General features: G+C 45.2%; 28 protein-coding genes. 18 read left to right on the top strand and 10 right to left on the bottom strand.

What is annotated here, in order from left to right; translation table 11 throughout:
• Positions 1-50: 50 nt before the first annotated feature.
• The gene (locus AC27IJ_RS19750) at positions 51-431 is read right to left on the bottom strand and encodes an ArsR/SmtB family transcription factor (RefSeq protein ID WP_313152456.1); all 381 of its coding nucleotides are present in this window, start codon (positions 429-431) and stop codon (positions 51-53) included.
• Positions 432-777: 346 nt separating this feature from the next.
• Here AC27IJ_RS19750 and AC27IJ_RS19745 point away from each other — a divergent pair, with 346 nt between their 5' ends.
• From AC27IJ_RS19745 to AC27IJ_RS19695, 11 genes are all read left to right on the top strand, one after another.
• Entirely contained in the window at positions 778-1,335 is a 558-nt protein-coding gene (locus AC27IJ_RS19745; RefSeq protein ID WP_487150466.1) for a prepilin peptidase, read from the top strand.
• A 101-nt stretch (positions 1,336-1,436) separates the two neighbouring features.
• Positions 1,437-2,438, top strand: coding sequence for a P-loop NTPase family protein (locus tag AC27IJ_RS19740; protein WP_487150464.1), 1,002 nt, complete (start codon positions 1,437-1,439; stop codon positions 2,436-2,438).
• Between the two features lie 33 nt (positions 2,439-2,471).
• Complete coding sequence (locus AC27IJ_RS19735; protein ID WP_487150462.1) at positions 2,472-3,692, top strand: TadA family conjugal transfer-associated ATPase; 1,221 nt, start codon at positions 2,472-2,474, stop codon at positions 3,690-3,692.
• On the top strand, positions 3,682-4,419 hold the full coding sequence (locus AC27IJ_RS19730) for a type II secretion system F family protein (protein ID WP_487150460.1): 738 nt from the start codon (positions 3,682-3,684) through the stop codon (positions 4,417-4,419). Before AC27IJ_RS19735 ends, AC27IJ_RS19730 begins: the two co-directional genes overlap by 11 nt.
• Positions 4,420-4,433: 14 nt before the next feature.
• Entirely contained in the window at positions 4,434-5,696 is a 1,263-nt protein-coding gene (locus AC27IJ_RS19725) for an immunoglobulin-like domain-containing protein (RefSeq protein ID WP_313257552.1), read from the top strand.
• 15 nt (positions 5,697-5,711) lie between these two features.
• Entirely contained in the window at positions 5,712-5,897 is a 186-nt protein-coding gene (locus AC27IJ_RS19720) for a Flp1 family type IVb pilin (protein ID WP_312445561.1), read from the top strand.
• Positions 5,897-7,783 (top strand): DUF5702 domain-containing protein, encoded by a 1,887-nt coding sequence (locus tag AC27IJ_RS19715; RefSeq protein WP_487150457.1) that lies wholly within the window; start codon positions 5,897-5,899, stop codon positions 7,781-7,783. Before AC27IJ_RS19720 ends, AC27IJ_RS19715 begins: the two co-directional genes overlap by 1 nt.
• 62 nt (positions 7,784-7,845) lie before the next feature.
• Complete coding sequence (locus tag AC27IJ_RS19710) at positions 7,846-8,769, top strand: TadE family protein (RefSeq protein WP_312445564.1); 924 nt, start codon at positions 7,846-7,848, stop codon at positions 8,767-8,769.
• A 12-nt stretch (positions 8,770-8,781) separates the two neighbouring features.
• A complete protein-coding gene (locus AC27IJ_RS19705) occupies positions 8,782-9,216 on the top strand; it encodes a prepilin peptidase (protein ID WP_312503533.1) in 435 nt (144 codons plus the stop codon).
• Complete coding sequence (locus AC27IJ_RS19700; RefSeq protein ID WP_487150454.1) at positions 9,213-9,602, top strand: hypothetical protein; 390 nt, start codon at positions 9,213-9,215, stop codon at positions 9,600-9,602. The genes AC27IJ_RS19705 and AC27IJ_RS19700 overlap by 4 nt, the downstream gene beginning before the upstream one ends.
• A 1-nt stretch (position 9,603) precedes the next feature.
• A complete protein-coding gene (locus AC27IJ_RS19695) occupies positions 9,604-10,908 on the top strand; it encodes a DUF6382 domain-containing protein (RefSeq protein WP_487150452.1) in 1,305 nt (434 codons plus the stop codon).
• A 166-nt stretch (positions 10,909-11,074) separates the two neighbouring features.
• On the opposite strand, the gene AC27IJ_RS19690 is transcribed toward AC27IJ_RS19695, so the two are convergent.
• From AC27IJ_RS19690 to AC27IJ_RS19665, 6 genes are all read right to left on the bottom strand, one after another.
• A complete protein-coding gene (locus AC27IJ_RS19690) occupies positions 11,075-11,707 on the bottom strand; it encodes an LptM family lipoprotein (protein ID WP_487150450.1) in 633 nt (210 codons plus the stop codon).
• The gene (locus AC27IJ_RS19685; protein ID WP_312503538.1) at positions 11,704-12,558 is read right to left on the bottom strand and encodes a metal ABC transporter permease; all 855 of its coding nucleotides are present in this window, start codon (positions 12,556-12,558) and stop codon (positions 11,704-11,706) included. The genes AC27IJ_RS19690 and AC27IJ_RS19685 overlap by 4 nt, the downstream gene beginning before the upstream one ends.
• Positions 12,555-13,265, bottom strand: coding sequence for a metal ABC transporter ATP-binding protein (locus AC27IJ_RS19680; protein ID WP_312445573.1), 711 nt, complete (start codon positions 13,263-13,265; stop codon positions 12,555-12,557). Before AC27IJ_RS19680 ends, AC27IJ_RS19685 begins: the two co-directional genes overlap by 4 nt.
• Before the next feature lie 11 nt (positions 13,266-13,276).
• Positions 13,277-14,266, bottom strand: a complete 990-nt coding sequence (locus AC27IJ_RS19675) for a metal ABC transporter substrate-binding protein (protein WP_312445575.1) — start codon at positions 14,264-14,266, stop codon at positions 13,277-13,279.
• Positions 14,267-14,382: 116 nt separating this feature from the next.
• On the bottom strand, positions 14,383-14,679 hold the full coding sequence (locus AC27IJ_RS19670; protein ID WP_312445577.1) for an AraC family transcriptional regulator: 297 nt from the start codon (positions 14,677-14,679) through the stop codon (positions 14,383-14,385).
• Between the two features lie 32 nt (positions 14,680-14,711).
• Positions 14,712-15,101, bottom strand: coding sequence for a Fur family transcriptional regulator (locus AC27IJ_RS19665; protein ID WP_312445578.1), 390 nt, complete (start codon positions 15,099-15,101; stop codon positions 14,712-14,714).
• Positions 15,102-15,431: 330 nt separating this feature from the next.
• Between AC27IJ_RS19665 and AC27IJ_RS19660 the strand changes: the two genes are divergently transcribed.
• The 3 genes from AC27IJ_RS19660 to AC27IJ_RS19650 are packed head-to-tail and all read left to right on the top strand — an operon-like array spanning position 15,432 to position 17,048.
• Entirely contained in the window at positions 15,432-16,052 is a 621-nt protein-coding gene (locus tag AC27IJ_RS19660; protein ID WP_312445580.1) for a rhomboid family intramembrane serine protease, read from the top strand.
• 23 nt (positions 16,053-16,075) lie between these two features.
• Positions 16,076-16,519, top strand: a complete 444-nt coding sequence (locus tag AC27IJ_RS19655; RefSeq protein ID WP_312445582.1) for an HIT family protein — start codon at positions 16,076-16,078, stop codon at positions 16,517-16,519.
• Positions 16,506-17,048: an RNA polymerase sigma factor gene (locus tag AC27IJ_RS19650; protein ID WP_312445584.1), complete on the top strand. Its 543-nt coding sequence runs from the start codon at positions 16,506-16,508 to the stop codon at positions 17,046-17,048. Before AC27IJ_RS19655 ends, AC27IJ_RS19650 begins: the two co-directional genes overlap by 14 nt.
• A gap of 3 nt (positions 17,049-17,051) precedes the next feature.
• On the opposite strand, the gene AC27IJ_RS19645 is transcribed toward AC27IJ_RS19650, so the two are convergent.
• Positions 17,052-18,119, bottom strand: coding sequence for an undecaprenyldiphospho-muramoylpentapeptide beta-N-acetylglucosaminyltransferase (locus AC27IJ_RS19645; RefSeq protein WP_312445586.1), 1,068 nt, complete (start codon positions 18,117-18,119; stop codon positions 17,052-17,054).
• Positions 18,120-18,229: 110 nt separating this feature from the next.
• On the opposite strand from AC27IJ_RS19645, the gene AC27IJ_RS19640 reads away from it, so the two are divergent.
• A complete protein-coding gene (locus AC27IJ_RS19640) occupies positions 18,230-18,718 on the top strand; it encodes a hypothetical protein (RefSeq protein WP_312445588.1) in 489 nt (162 codons plus the stop codon).
• A 77-nt stretch (positions 18,719-18,795) separates the two neighbouring features.
• Here the strand turns inward: AC27IJ_RS19640 and AC27IJ_RS19635 are convergent, their stop codons facing one another.
• Positions 18,796-19,155: an arsenate reductase family protein gene (locus AC27IJ_RS19635; RefSeq protein WP_487150446.1), complete on the bottom strand. Its 360-nt coding sequence runs from the start codon at positions 19,153-19,155 to the stop codon at positions 18,796-18,798.
• A gap of 257 nt (positions 19,156-19,412) precedes the next feature.
• On the opposite strand from AC27IJ_RS19635, the gene AC27IJ_RS19630 reads away from it, so the two are divergent.
• The 3 genes from AC27IJ_RS19630 (at position 19,413) to AC27IJ_RS19620 (ending at position 21,057) form a co-directional block, all read left to right on the top strand.
• Complete coding sequence (locus AC27IJ_RS19630) at positions 19,413-19,940, top strand: spore maturation protein (protein WP_312445592.1); 528 nt, start codon at positions 19,413-19,415, stop codon at positions 19,938-19,940.
• 103 nt (positions 19,941-20,043) lie between these two features.
• Positions 20,044-20,493 (top strand): MarR family winged helix-turn-helix transcriptional regulator, encoded by a 450-nt coding sequence (locus AC27IJ_RS19625; RefSeq protein WP_312445636.1) that lies wholly within the window; start codon positions 20,044-20,046, stop codon positions 20,491-20,493.
• Between the two features lie 27 nt (positions 20,494-20,520).
• The gene (locus AC27IJ_RS19620; protein WP_312445594.1) at positions 20,521-21,057 is read left to right on the top strand and encodes a GerMN domain-containing protein; all 537 of its coding nucleotides are present in this window, start codon (positions 20,521-20,523) and stop codon (positions 21,055-21,057) included.
• Positions 21,058-21,108: 51 nt separating this feature from the next.
• Here AC27IJ_RS19620 and AC27IJ_RS19615 read toward each other — a convergent pair whose 3' ends face one another.
• Complete coding sequence (locus AC27IJ_RS19615; protein WP_487150443.1) at positions 21,109-22,929, bottom strand: DUF885 domain-containing protein; 1,821 nt, start codon at positions 22,927-22,929, stop codon at positions 21,109-21,111.
• Between the last annotated feature and the right edge of the window lie 142 nt (positions 22,930-23,071).

Here is a 23,071-nt window from a genome sequence, read left to right as displayed (position 1 = left end):
GTCTGGAAAATGGCACTTTATTCATATTTTACCTGTATATCTTTTATAATTTATGTAACCTGGTTTATTAGCTCCTGTAAATATTGCCCCAGAGAACAGAGCTTTTTTGTGCTGTCTCCAATGGTCAGGTAGTAATAATTAGCTGTTCCCTCCTGGCGGACATTCACAAGGCCTGCTTTTTTTAAAATCTTTAAATGATGGGAAATAGCAGGGCGGGACAACCGGGTCATTTCCGTGATTTCCTTTACATTCATTCCCCGCCTGGGCCTTATGCTTAGGTCTTCTTTAATGCTTGAAACGTCGTTTCCTAAGTCATCATAAAGACCTGTATAGGCGAGAACCTCAATAATGGTCAGCCGGACTTCGTCTCCGAGAGCGATAAAAATTGGCATGCAATTCTGGAAAAGTTCATTAAAATCCTCGGCATGCATCGGTGGATTCCTCCTTTGGTTTAAAAAATTAAACTAATTGTATTTTACCATCCCAGGAGGATAACGTCAATGTTTTACTGCCGGAATTTTGTGATTTATGCTGCGAAAAAGGGAAAATATTGAAAAAAATTGTTGAAAATGACAATAAAATAACATAGTAGCCTTTGATTTCAAAAAACCAAATAAAAGAATGTATACAATGTTTCTTATAAAAAACAGTTGACATTTCATTTCCCCTTGTGCATAATAAAGGCACATTCTTATATGCGTTCCGCATACAGCATTTCAATAGTTTTCAAAGAATTATGGATGCTTGATTCCATAATCCAAAGCTGATTTTTCCAGCGTGAATTCCAATGTTAAAATTTTATGTAAAGAGGGGGATTGTATCGTTCGGTATGTTATTTTGATGCTGATTTTAGGGGTAGGAGCTTTTTATGATGTCCGGGAACACCGCATACCCAACTGGCTGGTGCTTTCAGGAATCATTCTTGGCATTCTGCTTGAAATCCCTGGGCCAGAGAATTCTTTGGGCGGCCTTCTGTTCTTGCTGAGGCTTGTAATTGTGACAGGGATATTCTTTTTACTATTCCTGTGCCGTATGATCGGTGCGGGAGATATCAAGCTGACTGCTCTCATATGCGGCTTTCTGGGACTTAAAGCGGGTGCTTTGGCAGTTGGACTTGGTTTTCTTATAGGGGCTTTCTGGTCCTTTATCAAATTGGCAGGGAGTGGAATCCTTTTCACCCGCCTTTCCTGTCTTCTTGCCTATATCAGGCACGTATTTCAAACAGGGAATCTTACAACCTACTACGATCCTGACCGGGATGGATATGATGTGGTGATACCTTTGGGTCTGTGCCTGTTTTTGGGTACGCTGGGTTCTATGGTTTTTTTAGGATAAGGCTGAGGGAAAAGCTTTTTTCAACCTTCCATTTGCTGATCAGTTGGATATGAAAACATATCCGCTTAATTTACTAGTATACAAAATAAGGAGGTTTAGCTTTGGCAAAGAGAGTGATGGCGGTTTATGATACAGACCCTTTGTATACGGAGAGGTTCACGGAATTTGTAAACCAAAAGGAGCAGGTCCCGTTCACGGTTATGGCATTTACTGCCCTGGATCGGCTAAAGACTTATGGAGAAGACCATAAGATAGAGCTTTTGCTCATTAGTACCTCCATTCCCAGGGAGGAAATAGAAAAAACAGGTGCCGCCTATGTGGTCATGCTGGCGGACGGTGAGGCAGCTCCTCCGGAAGGACCGTATCCAAGTGTTTATAAGTATCAGGCTGCGGACAGCTTAATGCGTGAGGTGATGAAGTATTACTGTGACGATCCCGGAGATCCGGGATATGCCATGGTATCAAAGGCAGGCAGGACCATTGGAGTATATTCTCCCATCAACCGGTGCTTAAAGACTTCTTTTTCCCTTACCATGGGACAGTTGCTGGCCCGGGATTTAAAGGTCCTTTATTTAAATTTAGAGGATTGTTCCGGATTCGGGCGGTTGATCGGAGAAGAGTACAGGGGTTGTTTATCTGATCTTTTGTATTATTACAGCCAGGAAGGTTTTCGCTGGGTACGCCTTGGATCCGTCGTCTATACCTGGGGAGAGCTGGATTATGTGCCGCCGGTGCAATACCCTGAGGATCTTTGCCAGGTGACCGGGCAGATGATGGCGGAGCTGGTAACCCACATTGCCAGGGAAAGCGTTTATGAGTCCATCATTCTGGATTTAGGCCAATTCGGTAAGAAAGCGGCAGAGGTGCTGGAGGTATGTGATGTGGTATACATGCCGGTAAAGGATGACTGCGTATCCGCAGCAAAGATAGAAGAGTTTGAGGAATACCTGATGTCATCCGGCCGTGGGTCTTTGAAGGACCGGATTCAGAAAATAAAACCACCCTATCACTGCAGCTTCAGCCGGAAAGACAATTATCTGGAACAGCTTTTATGGGGAGAATTAGGGGATTATACAAGACAGCTATTGAGGAAGCAGCCATAAGCTGTAAAAGGGATTGAACAAGGGGGAACGGCCATGGATGATGATGAGAGAAGGAAACTGCGGGAAGAAATCATGAGAGAGCTGGATGAACGGCAGCAGGTAACTGATGAGGAGCTTTATGCTATCTTAGACCGTAGAATTCTGGAATATGGGCAAGGCAGTTTTCTGCCCCTAAAAGGTAAGACGGAGCTCCGGGGCCGGCTTTTTGATTCATTCCGGCGGCTGGGGGCCCTTCAGGAGCTGGTGGATGACGAGGATGTGACGGAGATCATGGTGAATGGGGCGAACCGCATCTTTGTGGAGAGGAACGGACGCATGGAGCAGTTGGGCAGAGTCTATGACAGCCAGGAACAGTTGGAGGACACCATCCAGCAGATCGTCAGCAGAGTAAACCGTACAGTAAATGTATCAAGGCCCATCGCGGATGCAAGGCTGCCTGATGGTTCCAGGGTTCATGTGGTGCTGCCCCCCATTGCGCTGGACGGCCCCGCAGTGACCATCCGGAAATTCCCCAAGCCCATTACTATGGCAAGGCTGTTAAAGCTGGACTCGGTTACGGAAGAGGCTGCAAATTTCCTGAAATGCATAGTAGAGGCAGGCTACAATATTTTTATCAGCGGGGGGACCAATTCCGGAAAAAGTACCTTTCTCAATGCCCTGTCCGCCTATATCCCCCGGGAGGAGCGGATCGTAACCATTGAAGATTCTGCGGAATTGAAGATTACCCATATTCCGAATCTGGTGAGGCTGGAAACAAGAGAGGCCAATGGGGAAGGGGACGGGGAGGTGACCATCGGAGATCTGATCAGGGCGGCTTTGAGGATGAATCCTTCCAGAATTATCGTTGGAGAGGTGAGGGGAAAGGAGGCTTTGGATATGATATCGGCCATGAACACCGGACATGACGGAAGCCTTAGCACCGGTCATGGAAACAGCCCAAGGGACATGCTTTCCAGGCTGGAGACCATGGTGCTTATGGGAGCAGATATCCCATTGGCAGCGGTCAGAAGCCAGGTCGCGGCAGCAATTGATATTTTAATTCATCTAGGGCGGCTCAGAGATAAAAGCAGGAGGGTCCTGTCCATTGTGGAGGTAATTGGTTATGAAAGCGGAGAAATCAGGCTTAATCCGTTATACAGGTTTGAGGAGGATTATGAGAACCGGGAGGGAGGACAGGCTGTTCAGGGCAGTCTTAAAAAAGTGGGTACCATTCAAAACACCGAAAAACTTAAAGCAGCAGGCATTGAGATATGAAAACTATGTTCTGACACCGGTTCAGTGGTGCCTTTATGGATTTCAGGGCCTGGCAGTTGCAGGGCTTTTCGCATACGTCTTTTACCGCAGCATTGCGTCATTTCTGTTATTTATCCCTATGGCTGTTATTTTCCCCATAATTAAAAAAAGAGAATTAAAGGAAGGCAGGCTTCAGCAGTTAAATCTGGAATTTAAGGAGGGCATCCTGCTTTTAGCCTCATTCTTAAGTGCCGGTTACTCTGTGGAGAACGCATTTTCTGCTTCTGTAAAGGAATTGATTTTACTTTATGGGGAGGAGGGGATGGTTTCCAGGGAATTCAGCCATATTGAGAGCCAGATCCGGATGAACCGTTCGGTGGAGCAGGCGCTTTCCGAATTTGCAGGCCGCAGCGGCCTTGATGATGTTAAAAACTTTGCGGAGGTATTTGCCGCGGCAAAGCGAAGCGGAGGAGAGCTGGTTTCGATTATCAGCCACACGGCGGATGTAATAAGGGATAAGGTGCAGGTAAGGCAGGAGATTCTAACGATGACAGCCTCAAAACAGTTTGAACAAAAGATCATGAGCGTAATTCCCTTCTTTATTGTCCTTTATATTGATTTAACTTCTCCGGGCTTTTTTAACATCATGTACAGTACGGGAGTCGGAAGAGTCCTTATGACCCTGTGCATGGTCATTTACATCCTGGCGATAGGGATTGCGAAGCGGATCTTGAGGATCGAGATTTGAAAAGGAGAGAACAGATGTTAAGAAAGAGCAGCAGAACATGGAGATTTCCTTTTACAAGGGTACAGGCGGCCTGTGCAGTATCCGGGATTGCCTTATATGTTGCCATGAAGCTGGTTTTTGCAGCAGGGGGGCAGGTGGTGTCTGAAGGAGGAGGGCTTAAACGGGCAAAGCCGGGACAGGGAGAAACTACATACGATATTCTGGTATCCGGGCTTGACCGGGAGAATGGTAATAGGAAGATACTGATGAAAATCCCAGTCAGGGAGCGGCAGTATGGGGCAGAAGAAGCAAGGGAGCTGTTTCAGAGGATCCAGCCTGAGCTGATAAAGCAGATGCTGGGGGAAAATGCGTCCATGGAGGAGGTGAGAGGAAACTTAAATTTAAAGAACAGTCTGGAAGATCATGGGCTTAGAATCAGCTGGGAGTCTGATAATCCCCAGGTGATCGATTCCTTTGGAATCGTTCACAATGAGGAAGTACCGGAAGAGGGAGAACCGGTCTGGTTAAGGGCCAGAATGAAGGCTGGGGGTCATGAAGGCCAATTTGAGTTTAAAGTGACGGTTTACCCGCCCTCACTCACCCAGGAAGAAAAGGCCGCCGCTGCTTTTCTTCAGTGGATAGGTCAGATGGATCTTAAACAGCAGACGCAGGAGCACCTGTTACTGCCATCAGCTTATGAAGGAAAACGACTGACATATTTCCTGCCTGAAGAGACTGATTACCGGATACTGCCGGTACTGGGGCTTTTACTGGCGGCACTTCTGCACATAAAAGAAGAGTTTGACAGGAAAAGCCAGGCGAAGATACGGGAGCAGCAATTGCTGTTTGATTATTCTGAGGTGGTTTCCAAGCTGGTGGTCTACATCGGAGCAGGCCTTACGGTACGGGGAGCGTGGGAGAGGGTTGCGGCTGGCTATAAGGATGCGGTAAAGCAGGAAAAAAGAAGCGTACGCCCGGCGTATGAAGAGATGGTGAAAACAGCAGGGCAGCTTGGCAGCGGGCTGTCGGAAGGACGGGCTTACAGTGAATTTGGAAGACGCTGCGGCTTACAGGTCTACATAAAGCTTTCCGCTCTTCTGGAACAGAGCCAGAAAAACGGAAGCAGGCAGCTTCGCCCTGCTTTAGAGCTTGAGATGGTTTCAGCCTTTGAGCAAAGGAAGAACCTGGCGAAAAAGCTGGGGGAAGAAGCTGGAACCAAGCTTTTGCTGCCCCTGTTCCTGATGCTGGGAGTGGTCATGGTCATGATCGTGGTTCCTGCGTTCCTGGCATTTTATTAGAAGGGAGGTGAAAGGATGCTGACATCGGCAAACAGGCAGATCAGGGATTTTTTAAGGGAAGAAGATGGAGTAGGTGTTATTGAAGTAGTGCTGATTCTGGTGGTTCTAATCGGACTTGTCATTATTTTTAAAAAGCAGATAACGACTCTTCTTGATAATGTATTCAAGGAAATCAACAGCCAGTCTAAAGAGGTATATTGATGCGCAAAAGCGGACAGGTAACAGTGTTTTTCAGTTTAGCCCTTTTATGCATATTCAGCCTGATGTGCGGGCTTTTAGAGTCCGCACGGACTGCTGGATCCAGGAGCTATTTAAAGCTGGCGGCAGATTCTGCCATGGACTCTGTATTCAGCAGGTACCATAGAGAAGCCTGGGAAAAATACCGTCTCTTTCTTCTGGAATGTGAGAGTGATGATGAAGTGGAAAAGGCATGGAAGGGATTCATGAAGCCTTATATGGACAGCTCCGGCTGGTATTCCATGGATATGGAAAAGGCAGATACCGTGGGGATTTTCCGTATTACCGACGGGGGAGGACAGTATTTGAAACAGGAGATTCTGGATTATATGAAGTATGGAATCTTTGAAAATATGACAGATGAAAAGGGTGCAGAAGACCTGCTTAAGAACTTAAAGGAAGCAAGGGCAGTGAAACGGTTATCCGGATCTTTCCGTGACAATGAACGGGAAGCCGTCCGGCTGGAAAGAGCTTTGGAGGATATCAATGATTCCTTAAAGCAGCAGAAAGCTTACTGGCGGGCTGCTTATGAAAGAATCGAGGATTATGACGGTCCGGGATTTCGGAGAGAGGCTGATCGGCTGGAGCGGGAAATGAACAGGATCCCTTCCCTTATAAAGACTTACGGGAAAAGGGCAGATGATTTAAAAAACAGCATAAACGAAACCAACAATGGCTTATCTGCGGCACAGGAAGAATTAAGTGAGGAAGTTCGTGAGGCTTTGAGCGGTGATACCTCCTGCTATGGATCCTATGTTAATCAGGATGGAGAGCGAAGGAGGGAAATAGAGGCCCTTCCAGGGCAGATGGAACAGATGAAACAGGTTATGGAACAGGCAAAGGAACGTTCCTTTGAGGTAGAGAGCATCATTGATAACTGGGACAATGATGATGAAGAGGATGACGGTCCGGACCTGTCCGAACTTTGGGGTTCTGTAGGGGAAATATGGGATGAGGCAGATATCCCCTCTCTCTCTTATTCCAATGGGGTGAAGGACACGGAAAAACAGAGACTTCTGGAACAGGTGGAAGGATTCATACAGACAGGGCTCTTATCCCTGGTACTGCCTGATGGAAAGGAAATATCTAAAGGTATTTTATCTGACGATTCCTTTCCTTCCGTCACCTGCGGGGAAGGCCAGGTGCTGGAGGCGGGCCTTATGGACCGGATCCTGTTTGGGGAGTATTGCAACCGCTTTCTCACAAGCTTTCTCTCAGAGGAGGATAAGGAGGTAAAGTACGAATTGGAGTATCTGGTTTCAGGGAAGAAAACAGATGAGGAAAACTTAAAGCAGACGGTATTAGATGTTCTCATGATAAGAGAAGGCATGAACTTAATTCATATTCTTTCAGATGGCCAGAAACGGGAGGAGGCGATGGCTCTTGCCGGCCTTATTACCGGATCTGTTGGCCTGGCCCCTCTTACTGGAATTGTAGCATTTTTTATTATGAGCATCTGGGCACTTGGAGAAGCGATTGTGGATGTGAAAATGCTCTTAGAAGGAAAAAGGGTAGTTTTTCTTAAATCCAGGGATACCTGGAGGCTATCCCTGGACGGACTTTTGGAATTAGGCAGAACGGGAACATGTGCAGGCGGAAAGGAAGATGAAAACGGAATTGGTTATACCGGCTATTTAAAGCTTCTTCTTTTTCTGGGAGAACCTGGGCAGCAGCACTACCGGCTTATGGATATGATCCAGATGAACTTATGCAGGAAACAAGCGGATTTTCACATGGTTCACTGCGTTTATCAGGCAGAGGTAAGGGCAACTGTGAGATCAAGGCATATGTTTTTCGGAGGAAATAATCCCTTCTATCCGGTGGAAGTTCGGACAGAAAAAGCATATTAAGGGACAGGCATACTTTTATTCCCAGTCAACAGGGCAAGAAAGAGGAAAGGAGGTGGATGATCATGCCCTTTTTCAAGGAGTTCCAAGAAAAAAATAATAAAAAAATTGTTACTCTCCAGGTACAAATCCCTTTCACGAAATATGGATTCCTTGTAAAAAGGGTATTATCATCTGCCTCCTGCTTCCGAAAAAAGGGGAGCCTGACCATAGAGGCTGCCCTTGTCCTGCCCCTCTTTCTGTTTTTTATGGTGATCCTAATGCTTCCCATGGGGGTGATGAAGGAGGGGAGGCGCATTCAAACTGCCCTGGAAGCGGCAGGAGAGGAAGTAAGCCGGTATGCTTATGTATTGCATCAGCTTGAACTGGGAGAAAGGCTGAAGGCCACAGGAATCAATGATTTTTCAGAGGAGTTTTTAGACGGATTGACAGAGGAAGGAATCCTTCTCTATGTGAGAAAACGGGTGGAGGGACGGGTGGGGTTTGAACGGCTTGAATCAACATCTTTTGTACGTTCTTCCGTTTTAAGAGATGGAGAGACCATTGATCTGATCATGGATTACCGGGTCAGAATTCCCTTTTCCGTCTTTGGCTTAAGCAGTATCCCCATGACAGCCAGATGCTGCCGCAGAGCCTGGATCGGCCAGGAGGGAGGAAGCAGCGGGAAGACAGGGCAGGAGGATGAGCTTGTATACATTGGAAAGGCGAGTACTAGATACCATCGGCAGCGGACATGTCATTATTTATACAATGACATACAAGAGATTCCATTTAAGGAAGTGGAAAATGCCCGTAATTTATCCGGTGGGAAATATAAGCCCTGCAGCAGATGCGGCGGATTTGCAGAGGAAAACGGCAGTGTATACATTATGCCGTCAGGTGAGAGGTATCACAGTGACAGGAATTGCTCCTCTATCATGGCATATGTGGAGGCGGTTCCGTTATCCCAGGTCCGCCATTTAGGAGCGTGCTCTTACTGTTCACAATAGGGAGGTGTTTCTATGCTGGAAAGTATTAATAAAATCTTATTTGGAGTATTTCTACTGGCGGCTGCCTGGGAGGACGGAAGAGAAAAAGCTGTCAGTGTGTGGCTTTTTCAGGCGGCAGGCATAGCCGGAGCAATTCTGGCTTTTTTACAGGGAGATATTGGAGTAGAACGGCTGTTAAGCTGCATGGTGGGGGTGGGACTCCTTCTTTTGAGCCGATTAACAGGTGAGGCAATCGGTATGGGAGATGGCTGGTTTTTTGTAGTCAGCGGCCTATTTCTGAGAGCACGTTTAAACCTGAAGTTATTGTTCTATGGCATCTTTGTAAATGGCATTGTCTGCGGTGGAATTTATCTCTGGTGCCGGCTGAGGGGAAGGGATGTGAAAAAGAAACCGGTACCGTTTCTGCCATTTCTGGTTCCTGTGTGGATAGGACTGGTGATCCTATGAAGGGAAAACTGCGGGGAAGCTATACCATTGAGGCGGCTTTTGTTATGGCAATTGTTTTATGGGCTCTGATGGTTTCCGTTCAGGCTGCTTACCGGCTGAGGGATGAAGTTGTGGGATCAATGGCATTGGAGGAGTCTGTACAAAGGCTGCGCCATAACGAGACCGAGCCGCAGGATGAAGCGGCGGTGTGGGCAGCCCAAAGGGCCGGCAACCCTTTTTCCTGGAAAAGATATGAGTTTCAGATTAAGATGGCAGGAAACCCTGTAACAGGCAAACGGGTGGAAGCATGTGGAAGGGCGGGGACCTGGAAGCTGGAAATGGAACAGGGCGTGTTTGACCCGGAGAATTTTTTAAGGATGTTGACTCTTATCAATCAGGAGGAATGAAATGAAGGCAGCATACAGACGGGAAATGAAGCACAATTATTTGATCATGGAGCCAGAGGAGGCCGGATATGAAAGTTATGAAATACATATGATGGCGGCTAACAGGATAGAAGGATTGCTGAAGTTCCATATAAAGCAGGTGGACAACCGGAAATTCTATTATTATGAGATCACTTCTAAGCAGCCTTTAAACAGAGTGCTTGAATATCATAGCCTTGGCAGGGAGGAGCTTAAGAAGTTAATAGGGGATATTGGGCGGACTCTGGAAAGGCTGGAAGTTTACTTACTAAAAGAAAAACAGATCCTTCTGGAACCGGAATATATTTATGTTGAACCGGAGCAGTTTACGGTCTCTCTTTGCCTTGTTCCTGGAAGACAAGTAGGATTTCCTGGGGAAATGACCGAGCTGCTGCGGTATCTTCTGGGTAAGGTCAATCATCAGGATAAGGAATGCGTAGTAATGGCTTATGGACTCTATCAGGAAAGCCTTAAGGAAAATTACGGGATGAAGGACCTCCTTGAAATTGCCGGTAAGAATTGTTCCGGCGGAAAAGGGGGCGATGATAATATCCCCCAGCAGGAAAGAGAACACAATCCGGAAGAAAGCCGCGTCTCTCCTCTTCCATACACTTTAAATGAGGAGATGGAAGAAAGGGATAGTTTTTTTGATATAAAAGAGAAAGGAGCTGTTTTCTTTATCCCGGTGTTAGCCATGCTTGGTATGGCTGCAGCTTTATGGCTGGTTTTTGGTATGGAAGGAATTCGGAAGTTTTGGTATGGGGTGCCTATTACCGGTGCTTTCTCAGCTTTCACAGTTTTTGCCGTATGGAAAAAGGAGTTCAGGCAGTCAAAGGAGACGATGGTGAAAAGGGAAGAGGGAGATCGCCAACCGGCGGAAAGCTTTGACTGGCAGATGACATTTGAAGAAGAAATAAAGGAAAAGACGCCAAAACATGAAACAGGAGATGAGGAAGTATTTCAGACGGCTTTGTTGACTGATACAGGTGCTGATAAAACTATCAGGTACTTACGTGCGGTTGGTACTGATGTGGAAGACATTGCAATTACTTATGTTCCTTATTTAATTGGAAAGCAGGAAGGCATGGTTGACTGTGTCCTTACCGGAGAAGCTGTCAGCAGGATTCACGCCAGAATAGACCGGGAAGGAGAGGAATACCGGATCAGCGACTTAAACTCCACCAATGGAACGTCTGTGAATGGGCGGGTATTAGAAACCAATGAGACCATGGCTTTGAAAAAGGGAGATGAAGTTTTTATAGCAAACTTTCCTTTTATATTTACATAATATAAACCCTATCTTCTAAATTTTAAGAAGCACCGGCAGTTTTTAAGGCCGGTATGCCGGTGGCATGATCTTCATGGTAAGAGCAGAGAAACCTTACATACTTACCATAGATTAAGAGCAAAGAAACATTTATGGAAGTTAATAAAGGCGGTATGGGAGTGATATCCTATACCGCCTTAACGTCGTTTACAAGCACATAATAATATGTGTTGCCTTCCTCCACATAGCTTTGAAACACACCTGTTATTTCTATTTCACTTTCTTCTTCCGGATAATCATCCGGATAAGTATGATCACCGTCCCAGATTAATTCCAGCCCTTGTTGGCAGCAGGCAGTAGCATCTGCAATGACCAAAGCATAAAAGTTCTTATTTTCCGAATCCTGGTAAACCTGGAATATCCCATCGGCTTTAATTGTTTTTCCTGCATATTCTTCCGGAGATATCATCATATTGTATACCTCGGAAAAAACCATGGTGCTGCTTAATTTCGTCAGATCAATATCTGTTCCGGTGTTATCTCCGGAGTCTGACGGATATTCCTGTGAAGAACCGGCACCGTCCTCCTGGAATTGCTCCGTGGATGGCTGGAAGGAATCCGAAGGATAGGAATTGATGTCAAAATCTTCAGGACTTTCCGAAGCGTATTGTTCAGAACCTGCGGCGCCATATTGTCCGGAGTCTGCCCCATCCCCTTGCGGCGGCAACGGACCGGGATCAGTACCGGTGTTCTTCCCGCAGCCTGTCAATGCAAGGCTTATCATTAAAAGCATCAGAATCATTCCAAAGATACGTTTCATCCTCTGACACCTCCCTGGATCCACCCAATAAGGGAGCACATGGCAAATGCGGCAATATCAACGGCAACAATGGTTGAACCCACCGGTGTTCCGGCCAGAATGGACGTCAGAATTCCCAGTACGGCGCAGAAAACGGATAGGATTGCTGAACAAAGGATCACCGACTTAAAGTTTTTAAATAAGCGCATTGCCGAGAGCGCAGGAAAGATGACCAATGCGGAGATCAGCAGCGAGCCTACCAGGTTCATGGCAAGTACGATAATAATGGCTATGATGACTGCAATCAGCAGGTTGTATTGGTCTGCTTTCGTACCGGTGGCCTTTGCAAAGTCTTCATCAAAGGTGACAGCAAATATCTTATGGTAGAAGAGAAAAAATACGGCGATAACGACCACCGAAAGGGCGGCGCAAAGCCATACCTCTGTTTTTGTTAGCGTCAGAATGGAGGTTGAGCCAAACAGGGTGCTGCATACGTCTCCAGCCAGGTTGGCTGAGGTGGAAAATATATTCATGAGCAGGTATCCCAGGGCCAGAGCGCCCACGGAAATCATTGCGACAGCCGCATCACCCTTGATTTTTGCGTTTTGTCCGGTGCGTAGCAGAAGAATTGCACACACAACCGTAACCGGCAGAATGAGCAGCATATGATTGGTCAGCTTCATCACTGTCGCAATTGCCATCCCGCCAAAGGCAACATGGGAAAGTCCGTCGCCGATAAAGGAAAATCGTTTTAACACCAGTGTAACACCCAGCAAAGAGGAACAAAGAGCAATCAATATTCCCACAATCAACGCATAACGCACAAAAGGATATTCAAAATATAAGGCTAATTTTTCAATCAATACACTCATGCTTCTTTGCCTCCGTCCCTAGATGAATATGCTTTGCCGATGCTGCTTTCCAGGTACTCGTCTTTTGTTCCGAAAAAGTAGGGATTTCCCATGTGGAGGATATGGCTTGCATAGTTCACGGCAGCACCGATATCATGAGATATCATGATAATGGTGATGCCTTCCTCATTCAGTTTACGGATTAATTCATACATCTCGGCAGTGGCCTTTGGATCAAGCCCTGAAACAGGTTCGTCAAGCAGAAGCATACTTCCGGCGGCGCACAGCGCCCGGGCCAGCAGAACCCGTTGCTGCTGGCCTCCGGACAATTCCCTGTAACACCGTTTGGATAAATGGGAGATACCCATTTTCTCCATGTTTTCACAGGAAAGCTGCTTTTCTTCACGGCTATAATAGGGACGCAGCCCGCAGCGGTTCAAGCAGCCGGATAAAACAATTTCCATAACTGAAGCCGGAAAGTCCTTTTGTACCACTGTCTGCTGGGGCAGATACCCGATTCCTCCGGGCTGCAGCCTGTTTTCTATAACAATGCTTCCTTCAAGCGGTGCCAGAAGGTGCAGGATAGTTTTCATGAGCGTGCTTTTACCGGAGCCGTTTTCTCCCACAATACAGAGATAATCACCGCTGTTAACGGAAAGGTTAAGCCCTTTTAAGACAGTTTTACCGTCATAACCGATGGTGAGGTTGTTGCATGTTAGCTGTGCCATTTAATTCCTCCTTAATTTAATGCGTCTTTCAGCACTTCCAGATTCGCCTGCATAATAGAAAGATAGGTAGCACCACTTTCTGCATCCTTGGCAGTGGTGGACTGCATGGAATCCATGGTACGTACTGTCTGATTTTTGTCCTTTGTATTTTGGACGATGGTTTCGGCGATTTTATGCTTAGTGCCCTCAATCGTCAGCACAGTGTTAAGTCCCAATTCATCAGCTTTCTTTGAAAGAAAAGCGATGGTGTCAAAGCTGGCCTCCGTTTCGGCCGAGCAGCCTACAAATGCGGCATAATAGGTAAGGCCGTAGTCATCTGACAGATAGCGGAAGGGGAAGCGGTCCCCAAACAGCACTGTATTCTGTTTTGCAGAGTTTACCACTTGCTGATAGCTTTCATCCAATTGATCCAGCTTTTTTCCATAAGCATCTGCGTTTGCAGAGTAATCCGCGGCGTTTGCACTGTCGATTTCGCCCAGCTTTGATGCAATGTAATTGCTAAAGGTCTTGGCATTTTTCAGTGACAGCCAGACATGCTCGTCATATTCCGGGCCTTCTTCGCTGTCAGCCTGGGTTTCTTCTTCCTCTGATTCCATTCCTTCAACGACTTCTTCCTCTTTGACCGTGTCCCCCAGGACTTCCAGGAGGTTGACCACGACCATGTCTTTGTTTTTTGCTTCCTTCAGAGCATCCTCGACCCATTGGTCGGATTCCCCGCCCACATAGATAAACATATCGCAGTTTGAGATTTTGATGATATCATCTGCTGTCGGCTGATAGCTGTGAAGATCCACACCGTTATCCAAAAGCAAGGTGATCTCCTCATCGTCTCCATGGCTGCCGAGGATTTCTTTCACCCAATCGTATTCCGGGAAGATTGTGCATACCACGCTTAGCTTATCGTTATTGCTGGTTTTTGTCGTTGCATTTGTGCTGGAGCATGCAGTAAGTGCTCCCATTATCATAAGTCCTGCTAACAGGCAGGCGATTAATTTTTTCATTATTTTACCTCCGGATAAATATTGATCTTAAAAAAGGGCATAAGAATATAAGGAAGCACCGGTAAAATCGGTTTCTGCCTAAAAATGGGCAAAATACTCCCTTGTAAAATCAATATTCAATTCGTTAGCTTTACCTTAAGAGAAACCAAAGTGTGTGAAGGGCTGCGGTGAAATACCGGAATCACGCAGATTACAAAAAGGTGAGCTGCCGCGAATACGGCAACAGTAGTCGCAAGGCCTGTTCCAAGAGTATTCAGCGCCTGGACGCAGGCCTGGACTTCAAGACAGATGGGACAGTTTTCGCCTATGCAGTTATGGCGGGTCTCAGCAGTAATAAAATAGACGGAAAAGAGCAGCATAAAAAGAACCGCAATGATGATAAATCCGGCAAGCAGTTTTTTGTTTTTTGCCATGTCTCTTCCTCCTTTTAAAAACAATTGATACATCAGATACAGTTTTTGCAGATTCCGTAAAGTACGGATTTTTCTTTTTTGATCTGAAATCCGTCTGCTTTGGAAATGTCTTCCAGCATCCGGTCTGCAATTTCGACATTCATATGGAATGTCCTTCCACATTTTATGCAGTTCATATGAATACAATTACGGCAATCCTCTGAATGAATATACTGATAAAAAAGCTCCCGGCTTCCTTCTTTTGTAAAGCGGTTGATCAGACCTTTCTCCTGCAGATAAGTGAGGTTTCGGTACACCGCACTTAAACTGACGGAGGAACAGGAAAGACTATCTGCAATTTGTCTTGCAGAAAATTGCTTATCAGGGTTTTCCTGCAAAAAGGCGAAAAGCTGTTTTCTTTGTTCTGTCATATAATTAGCCAAAGGGGTTCACTTCCTAATTTGCGATTTATTTGCAAATAAGTGTACTGCGAAATCAAAACATTGTCAAGGTAATTTGCGAATGTTTCGCAAATTGCTTCTCGATTATACTGGCTTATCTTCCTTTTTAAAAGGGTTTGCGCTCTTATCAGAACACTTTCCTGGCAGGGAGGGATTCCGGATGCTTTAAAAAACAGCAGGCCGGACTTAGATAGGGTGAATCAGCAGGCAGGAGTGAAATGGTGAAGTTTTTACCGCAAATTTCGCGTTTATATTTACATAATATGTCAGCCTGTGTTAAAATAGGCATAATATTTATCAAGGAGAGTGGCAATGAATGACTTGTACAAGCGTAAGACGGCATTTGTTAACATTGGTTTAATCGCAATAAATGTCATCTATTTCCTATATCTGGAGCTGACAGGCTCCACGGAAAATACGCAGTTTATGGTGGCGCATGGAGCGATGTATGCTCCGCTTGTGTTGGAGGGAGGAGAGTATTTCCGGCTGCTCACTTCTGTTTTTATGCATTTTGGAATTAACCACATTATGAATAACATGCTCATTCTGTTTATTTTGGGTGATAATCTGGAGAGGGCCCTGGGCCATATAAAATACCTGCTTTTCTATCTGCTTTGCGGAGTGGGCGCCAATGTGCTGTCCATGATCGTGAACTTAGGAGAATACCGGACGGTAGTTTCGGCAGGGGCGTCAGGCGCTATTTTTGGCGTGATCGGAGGCCTTTTATATGCGGTACTTATCAACCGCGGCCGGCTGGAGGACTTAAGTGTCAGACAGCTGGTAGTTGTGATTGCATGTTCTCTGTATTTTGGTTTTACCAGCACAGGAGTAGATAATGCAGCCCATATTGGCGGGCTGCTTGTTGGCATTGTTATGGGAATACTCCTTTACCGTAAGCCGAGAAGGCGCCAGGATATGGAAATATGGGGATAATATAATTGGAAGGAGGTGAGAAAGTGAGGGAAGATAATTGCATTTTCTGCAAGATTGCAAATGGTGTGATACCTTCTGAAACAATATACGAGGATGACACCTTTCGTGTAATCCTGGATTTAGGACCGGCTTCCAAAGGACATGCCCTGATTCTTCCAAAACAGCATTACAAAGACATCTGTGAGTTGGATGAGGAAACAGCAAAAAGGGTCCTCCCATTAGCGGCTAAAATAGGAAACGCCATGAAACACTCATTAGACTGTGCCGGATTTAATGTTGTGCAGAATAATGGGAAAGAAGCAGGCCAGACGGTTTTTCATTTTCATGTGCATTTAATTCCTCGTTATGAGGATGGTCCTGTTATGGTTTCATGGGTGCCGGGCGAGGCAAATCCGGAAGAATTAACACAGACAGGAGCCGCTATAAGGAGCGCCCTGAAGAGGGACATAATCAATGAGCATACATGAAGATGAAAATTTGCTGCTGCAGTCTATATACGGGGAATATCAGGGACTGCTCCGCAGGATAGCGAAAACACTCAATGTGCCAGACATGGAACTTGACGATGTGGTGCAGGAAACTTTTATTGCATATTTTGAGAATTATTCATTATCATGGACAGATACGCGAAAGAAAGGCATGCTGATTAAGATTTTAAAGCGTAAATCCATTGACTGTCTCCGTAAAAACGGTCATTATGAAAAGGTGAGCCTGGATGAAGGTGACGCGGTCAATGAGGTGGCAATGCTTACGAGATATGTGGTCACTGATCCCCTGGAGGTGATCCTTGGAGAAGAAGCTCTTTTAAGGATAACCGGGGAGATTTCCAATATGAGAGAAGAATGGAAGGAAATGGCTGTTCTTTATTTTCTGGAGCAGCTTACCATTCCTGAAATCTGCGAAATCCTAAAAATTCCGGGAACGGTTTGCCGCTCCCGGATATATCGTACAAGAGTTTGTTTGAAAAAAATCCTGGGTCCTAATTTTCATGTGTAAAGGTCAATTCTGAACCAGGGATTCAATCATATTAATAATAGTATCAACCGCATTGTATAATTCACTTTGCTCCATTTTTGAGATAAAAGCCTGTCGGTTGGCAAATGTATCGGTGATAGCCTGCAAGAGGGAATCTCCGGTTAGGTTTTCTTCTTCCAGAAGGGAGCTGAATCCCTGCTTTGCAAAGGATCTGGCATTTAAAATCTGATCTCCCCTGCTGGCGGCAGCGGAAAGAGGAATCAGGATATTTGGCTTTCTAAGTGCGAGAATTTCGCATATGGAATTGGCTCCGGCTCTTGAGATCATAAGATCAGCAGCAGCAAAAAGATGTTTTAAAGGGGCGTCTACATATTCGTATTGTACATATCCTTCCGTTCCAATCAGGCTTTCGTCCAGATTGCCTTTTCCACAGATATGTATCACCTGGTAATTTTTGAGCAGTTTCGGGAGAATGCCCCGTAAGGCGGTATTGACCGTTACAGAACCAAGACTTCCGCCGATGATCAGGATAACAGGCCTGTTTGCAGACAACCGTGCATGGTTTAATCCTGTCAGCCGATCTCCTCTTAAAAGTTCTTTCCGTATGGGAGATCCTGTGAGTACAGCTTTCTCCTTTGGAAGATAAGGAAGGGTTTCCGGAAAATTGCAGCATACTTTTACAGCAGACGGAATACATAGTCTGTTGGCAAGCCCTGGAGTCATATCTGATTCGTGGATAATTACAGGCACCTTGCAGTGTTTTGCTGCCAACACCACGGGAACGGCTACAAAGCCTCCTTTTGAGAAAACTACATCCGGCTTGTAATTTTTTATCAGTTTCAATGCTTCCCAATATCCTTTTAATACCCGGAAGGGATCAGAGAAGTTTTTTAAGTCAAAATACCGGCGGAATTTACCGGAAGAAATGCCGTCATAGGGAATGCCGGCTCCCTTGATGAGCTGACTTTCGATTCCCTGGTATGATCCTATATAGTGAATATCGTATTTCCGCTCTTTTAACGAGGGAATTAAAGCCAGGTTCGGGGTAACATGGCCGGCAGTACCGCCGCCAGTTAAGATGATTTTTTTCATAAAGCGTTGCCTCCCAAATTCGATATACTATTATAGTAAACGTTAGCGATAAAAAGTCAACCCCAAAGCTTGTGGGAACTAAAGGATAACTTGTATTTAAGAGGTGTAACGTGGAGAAGGAGAGAAACCATGGAACAATGTATTTTATTTTAAAACAGATAAAATTATATGTGTCGTCACAGGAAAAGTCAGAAGCCCATCTGCTTGATTATATGCAGGAGCATCCGGAATTAACACCTGAGCCCCCCTCCCCTCCTCCCGGCGAATTTCAGAAGATCATGGCGGAACTTAACCGGCGGGGGGCGGAAACAGTGGTAAGAAAGCAGCTGAAGGTATTGTATTACGGCCAAAGATTTGTAAATTCCCTGCAGAAGCCGCTGCTTATAGTAATGGTGGTTCTGATCATACTGGCCGCCTCCGCAATCGGGGCATCGGCAAAGAAGGCCTATGATTACCAATTGAGAGAGCAGAATACCGGTAGAAGCAGAAATGAGGTACTCAAAGCGGACAAGGTGTCAAAAGCGTATGAAGAAATGAAAGAGCATCTTGGGATCAACCTGCTAATGATTAACAACAGGCCTCATAAAATGAATTGGTGAAATTATATGGCAAAATATCCGGCGGATAGGAGACGATCCTTTATTCCGCCGGGTATTATTCATATTCAGTCGTCGATTCACCGGAGTAACGCTGTCTCCCATTCCTTTTCTTTAAAGCCAACCAGGACGAAATCCTCACCAATGATTAAAGGACGCTTGACCAGCATTCCATCGGTCGCCAGGAGATCGATCTGTTCTTCTTCGCTCATGCCAGACAAAAGCTCTTTTAAATTCTTTTCCTTGTAGATGATCCCGCTGGTATTAAAGAACCGCTTCATAGGAAGGCGGCTTTTTTTGATCCAGTCCGCAAGCTCATTGGTGTTTGGGTTTTCTTCTTTGATATTCCTGGAGTCATATGCTATTTCATGGGCATCCAACCACTTTTTTGCATTTTTGCAGGTACTGCAGGGAGGATATTGTAAAAATAAAACGCTCATATCTGTACATCTCCTTTCGGTTAATAGCGTAAGTCCGCAGTGCAGCGAGTGAGCCCTGCGGATTCACTCGCTCACGAGCATTCGCCCTATGAAACAGGGCAGGTCAAAATTTTCTTATTTGCGAGCACAATGGAAATTCTGCCCCGCCCTGTTTCGCACTGCTCATTGCTTTCGTGGATAGTTTACCTCAAAAAGCCTTGAATGAAAAGGAAAGAATTGGAATAAACTATAACAATCATGGATTTTTAGGTGAATATATGAAATTTTTATTATTTTTGTCGGAAGCGGCGGTGCCGCTTATCATTTTTTACATGGTAGGCTTTGGCATATTATCCAAACGTCCGGTTTTTGATGATTTTATAGACGGGGCAAAGGAAGGGATGAAAACAGTGGCAGGGATTATGCCTACGCTGATCGGACTTATGACTGCTGTGGGTGTGCTTAGGGCTTCCGGTTTTCTGGACTTTCTTGCAAAATGCCTGACAAAGCCGGCTGCCTTCCTTTTTCTTCCCGCACCGGTTGTACCTGTGATTTTAGTGCGTTTGATATCAAACTCAGCGGCCACAGGGCTTGTGCTTGATATTTTTAAGAAATATGGAACTGACTCTTATATCGGGATGCTGACTTCTGTACTCATGAGCTGCACAGAAACCGTGTTTTACTGTCTGAGCATCTATTTTGGAACCGTAAAAATCAAAAAAACCCGGTATACTCTGGGCGGTGCATTGGCAGCAACTGCGGCGGGCATTGCCGCCAGCGTCGTCATATCCCGATTTCTGGTATAAAAGGTATTTTTTTGTTTCGATTTTAAGAATTTTATAAGAATTCAGGTGGTTGTCTTGGGATACATAATCATGTATAATTACGAAGAAGCTTTTATTGTCATATGTGAAGGGGATAAACGTGGATACTTACGGGACTCTTAACGAAGTTTTGGTAAGACTGTTTCGGGATATTATGGACATTGAACAACAGGCTATCATTACACAGGATTTTAATAATATTACAAATAATGATATGCATGTGATCGAGGCCATTGGTATTGGAGAGCCAAAGAATATGTCGGCCATAGCCAGGGAACTGTCCGTTACGGTCGGTACGCTGACCATTGCCATGAACAGTCTTGTAAAGAAGGGGTATGTGACCCGTCAGAGAGGAAAAGAGGACCGGCGAGTTGTATACATCTCTCTTTCAGAAAAAGGAAAAGAAGCCTATGAACACCATGCCAGATTTCATCAGGAGATGATCGCTGGTGCTGTTGCAGGCTTAAGTGAGAATGAGATAGAAGTTTTGATCAAAGCTCTGACCAAGTTAAACCATTGGTTTCGGAGCCTTTAACAGAATTTAAGGAGGCAATATGCAATTATGAAAAAATTCATCGTGTTTTTAATGAGCGCAATGATGATGATGTCCCTGGTGGCATGTGCACCAACAAAGCCCAAGATGGAGACGACTGCGCCTAACCCTGAGGCGATGGCTTCAACGGGAGGCGCCAGTGATAAAGTTCCTGATCCAAACGCAGAGCCTATGGAGATTATTTCCGTATACAGCCAGAATGGTGACGCTACTGGTTTAAATCAGGCGATGGATGCAGTATCTGAGCTGACGGCAGACGCCATGGTGGACAAGCTGATTGAATACGGCGTATTAGAGGACGGTACAAAGGTTCTGAAATATGAAGAGAAAGATGGAACTGCCACCCTTGATTTATCCAAGGTGCCGGAAAAGGGTTCAAGCGATGATTTACTTACCCTGACAGCAGTTGGCAATACCTTTATCGAGAATTTTGAAATTGATAAATTAAAACTTCTTGTTAATGGTAAGAATTATTCCAATGAGCAGATCAAGCAGGGAGAGAATGACTATCTGGAATATGTTAAGAATTATAAGAAAATAAAATAAGACCAAACGAAGGGCAGAAGCGCTGAATTACAAGCTTCTGCCCTTTTTGATTTATGGATTTCTTAACTGTTTGGACAGCCAGCTGCGGAACGCAGGCTGGATGACAGAAAACGGAGCAGGACCTATATCAAGTAAAAATGCGTGGAAATCCTTTAAATTAAAGTCATCCTTTAAAATCTTCTTAGCGGTGTTAAGCATTTCCATAATCTCCATATACCCCACGTAATATTCCATATAATTGGTGGGATTTTCGACCAGGCTGGAGTAAATGGAATCTACAATATCTGTTTTCTCAATATTATAAAACGTGCCAAGGTATTTGGCAGTCTGCTCTTTATCCCAGCCCTCATAATTGATGCAAATATCCAAATATGCATAGATGCCCAGGGTAACGGCAGTATTATGCGCCAGAAGCTTCCCAAGTTCCGGGGGCAGCCCGTTATCTAAGGTGTAGGAATAAAACTCCACATAGGTTGCCCAGCCTTCCGAATAACTGGGGAAGGATAGGATACTTCTTAAGTCGTTAGGCTTCTTGCTTAAAAAATAAACATTCTGATATAGATGTCCCGGATAGCCTTCGTGTGCCAGGGTGGTGAAGAGGTCATCATTTTGAAAACGCGGGTTGCCGTTGATGTAAATGACATTATCCTCATAACGGTCCAGAGGTGGAACCAGATAGAAGGCGGGGCTTAAAGATGCCTCCAGGGAACTGGGAACGTATTTTACCGTATGGCTGCAGGACGGAAGCTCTGGAAAATCCTTTGAGATCTGGGACTTTAGAAATTCCAGTGTATCTTCCGGCTTGGTATAACGGAAGGAATAGTCTTCAAGGTGGTCAAGCACTTCCGGATGTTCCTTTGTAATCTGTCCTATGGCCTGTATATCGGAGTTTAACTGTTTTTCGATTGCCTTTGTCAGGCTTCGGATGGAATCATAGGAGGTACCGGTGTTGGAATTGACCAGGTATTCAAAATATTCTTTTCCCTTGGGATACCAGGATAAGCCCTTGTCATTGGTCCCTGTCCCCATAAGGGCGGTGATGCCGCTAACAAGATTTTTATAGGCGGGTATGAAATGCTCTTCCAGTGTTTTTAAATTCTTTTCTTTATAGGAAGCTTTCTCTTCAGCGGTTAAGTCTGTAAGGGCATCCACCCGGTTGTTGAAGGTGTCGGCAAGAAAGCTGTGGTCAGGCTGGATTAAATATGCCTCACAGGACTTTAATACATGGTCAGCGGAAGCGTCAGACATAAACAGGCCGGCTTCTGATTTTTTCTTTTCAAATTCCAGGATCTGCCCATAATAATCATCAATGGTAGAAAGCAGTGCAAGATAGTGGTCCACATCATCCCGGGTGTAAAAGGCATATTCTGAGAACAGGATTGGAAGCTGTGCCTGGATTCCGATGGTGGTTGTTAAAGGCTGGACGTAAAGCTCCAGACCATCGGAGCCTAATTCTGTTTCTATGTAGGAGCGGAGAATCTGCCAGGTAATCCGCTGTTCGTCGGTTAACTGGCGGGGGTTAAAATCATTCAGCTTCTTTTTTAACTCCAGAAGGTCTTTTGTTCCCTGTTTCATTTTATCCAGAGAAAAATCCCCCAGGGTCAAAGGAACTGTATCAAGTCCCCGGGAAGCAGGATCTGCAATGCTGAAATGAAAGCTGATCCCAGATTCGCTGATCTCATCACGAAACAAGTCATTTGTAAATTGATCAAAATTGTTTTGAGCGGACAGATCCCTGGCATGGTATTGTTCATACCCGCTCCATGAAGTCGTTGCAGGCGATTTATTGGGGGGTGCACAGGCACATAGCAGGGTAACAGCCAGGATGATGGAAAGAAAACGGCGGCCCTGTTTCAAAATGATGTTTTTCATATATGATTCCTCCGTGATTCACTATTATTATTTATATGATGATATTAAAAAAGTCATGACAAAAGCACTGATGTACCAACTTACCCGCTTGACAAACCTTACTGAAACTATTAAACTAGGGTTACACAATCTATATATATGA

It is taken from the genome of Lacrimispora sp. YZC11 (assembly GCF_057543815.1).
This window is presented reverse-complemented; position numbering and strand designations above follow the sequence as displayed.

Bases quoted from the DNA above. Each gene is read 5' to 3' on its own strand.
- AC27IJ_RS19750 (WP_313152456.1), bottom strand. From the start codon at position 431: ATGCATGCCGAGGATTTTAATGAACTTTTCCAGAATTGCATGCCAATT.
- AC27IJ_RS19735 (WP_487150462.1), top strand. From the start codon at position 2,472: ATGGATGATGATGAGAGAAGGAAACTGCGGGAAGAAATCATGAGAGAG.
- AC27IJ_RS19725 (WP_313257552.1), top strand. From the start codon at position 4,434: ATGTTAAGAAAGAGCAGCAGAACATGGAGATTTCCTTTTACAAGGGTA.
- AC27IJ_RS19720 (WP_312445561.1), top strand. From the start codon at position 5,712: ATGCTGACATCGGCAAACAGGCAGATCAGGGATTTTTTAAGGGAAGAA.
- AC27IJ_RS19715 (WP_487150457.1), top strand. From the start codon at position 5,897: ATGCGCAAAAGCGGACAGGTAACAGTGTTTTTCAGTTTAGCCCTTTTA.
- AC27IJ_RS19710 (WP_312445564.1), top strand. From the start codon at position 7,846: ATGCCCTTTTTCAAGGAGTTCCAAGAAAAAAATAATAAAAAAATTGTT.
- AC27IJ_RS19705 (WP_312503533.1), top strand. From the start codon at position 8,782: ATGCTGGAAAGTATTAATAAAATCTTATTTGGAGTATTTCTACTGGCG.
- AC27IJ_RS19700 (WP_487150454.1), top strand. From the start codon at position 9,213: ATGAAGGGAAAACTGCGGGGAAGCTATACCATTGAGGCGGCTTTTGTT.
- AC27IJ_RS19695 (WP_487150452.1), top strand. From the start codon at position 9,604: ATGAAGGCAGCATACAGACGGGAAATGAAGCACAATTATTTGATCATG.
- AC27IJ_RS19690 (WP_487150450.1), bottom strand. From the start codon at position 11,707: ATGAAACGTATCTTTGGAATGATTCTGATGCTTTTAATGATAAGCCTT.
- AC27IJ_RS19685 (WP_312503538.1), bottom strand. From the start codon at position 12,558: ATGAGTGTATTGATTGAAAAATTAGCCTTATATTTTGAATATCCTTTT.
- AC27IJ_RS19680 (WP_312445573.1), bottom strand. From the start codon at position 13,265: ATGGCACAGCTAACATGCAACAACCTCACCATCGGTTATGACGGTAAA.
- AC27IJ_RS19675 (WP_312445575.1), bottom strand. From the start codon at position 14,266: ATGAAAAAATTAATCGCCTGCCTGTTAGCAGGACTTATGATAATGGGA.
- AC27IJ_RS19670 (WP_312445577.1), bottom strand. From the start codon at position 14,679: ATGGCAAAAAACAAAAAACTGCTTGCCGGATTTATCATCATTGCGGTT.
- AC27IJ_RS19660 (WP_312445580.1), top strand. From the start codon at position 15,432: ATGAATGACTTGTACAAGCGTAAGACGGCATTTGTTAACATTGGTTTA.
- AC27IJ_RS19650 (WP_312445584.1), top strand. From the start codon at position 16,506: ATGAGCATACATGAAGATGAAAATTTGCTGCTGCAGTCTATATACGGG.
- AC27IJ_RS19645 (WP_312445586.1), bottom strand. From the start codon at position 18,119: ATGAAAAAAATCATCTTAACTGGCGGCGGTACTGCCGGCCATGTTACC.
- AC27IJ_RS19635 (WP_487150446.1), bottom strand. From the start codon at position 19,155: ATGAGCGTTTTATTTTTACAATATCCTCCCTGCAGTACCTGCAAAAAT.
- AC27IJ_RS19630 (WP_312445592.1), top strand. From the start codon at position 19,413: ATGAAATTTTTATTATTTTTGTCGGAAGCGGCGGTGCCGCTTATCATT.
- AC27IJ_RS19620 (WP_312445594.1), top strand. From the start codon at position 20,521: ATGAAAAAATTCATCGTGTTTTTAATGAGCGCAATGATGATGATGTCC.
- AC27IJ_RS19615 (WP_487150443.1), bottom strand. From the start codon at position 22,929: ATGAAAAACATCATTTTGAAACAGGGCCGCCGTTTTCTTTCCATCATC.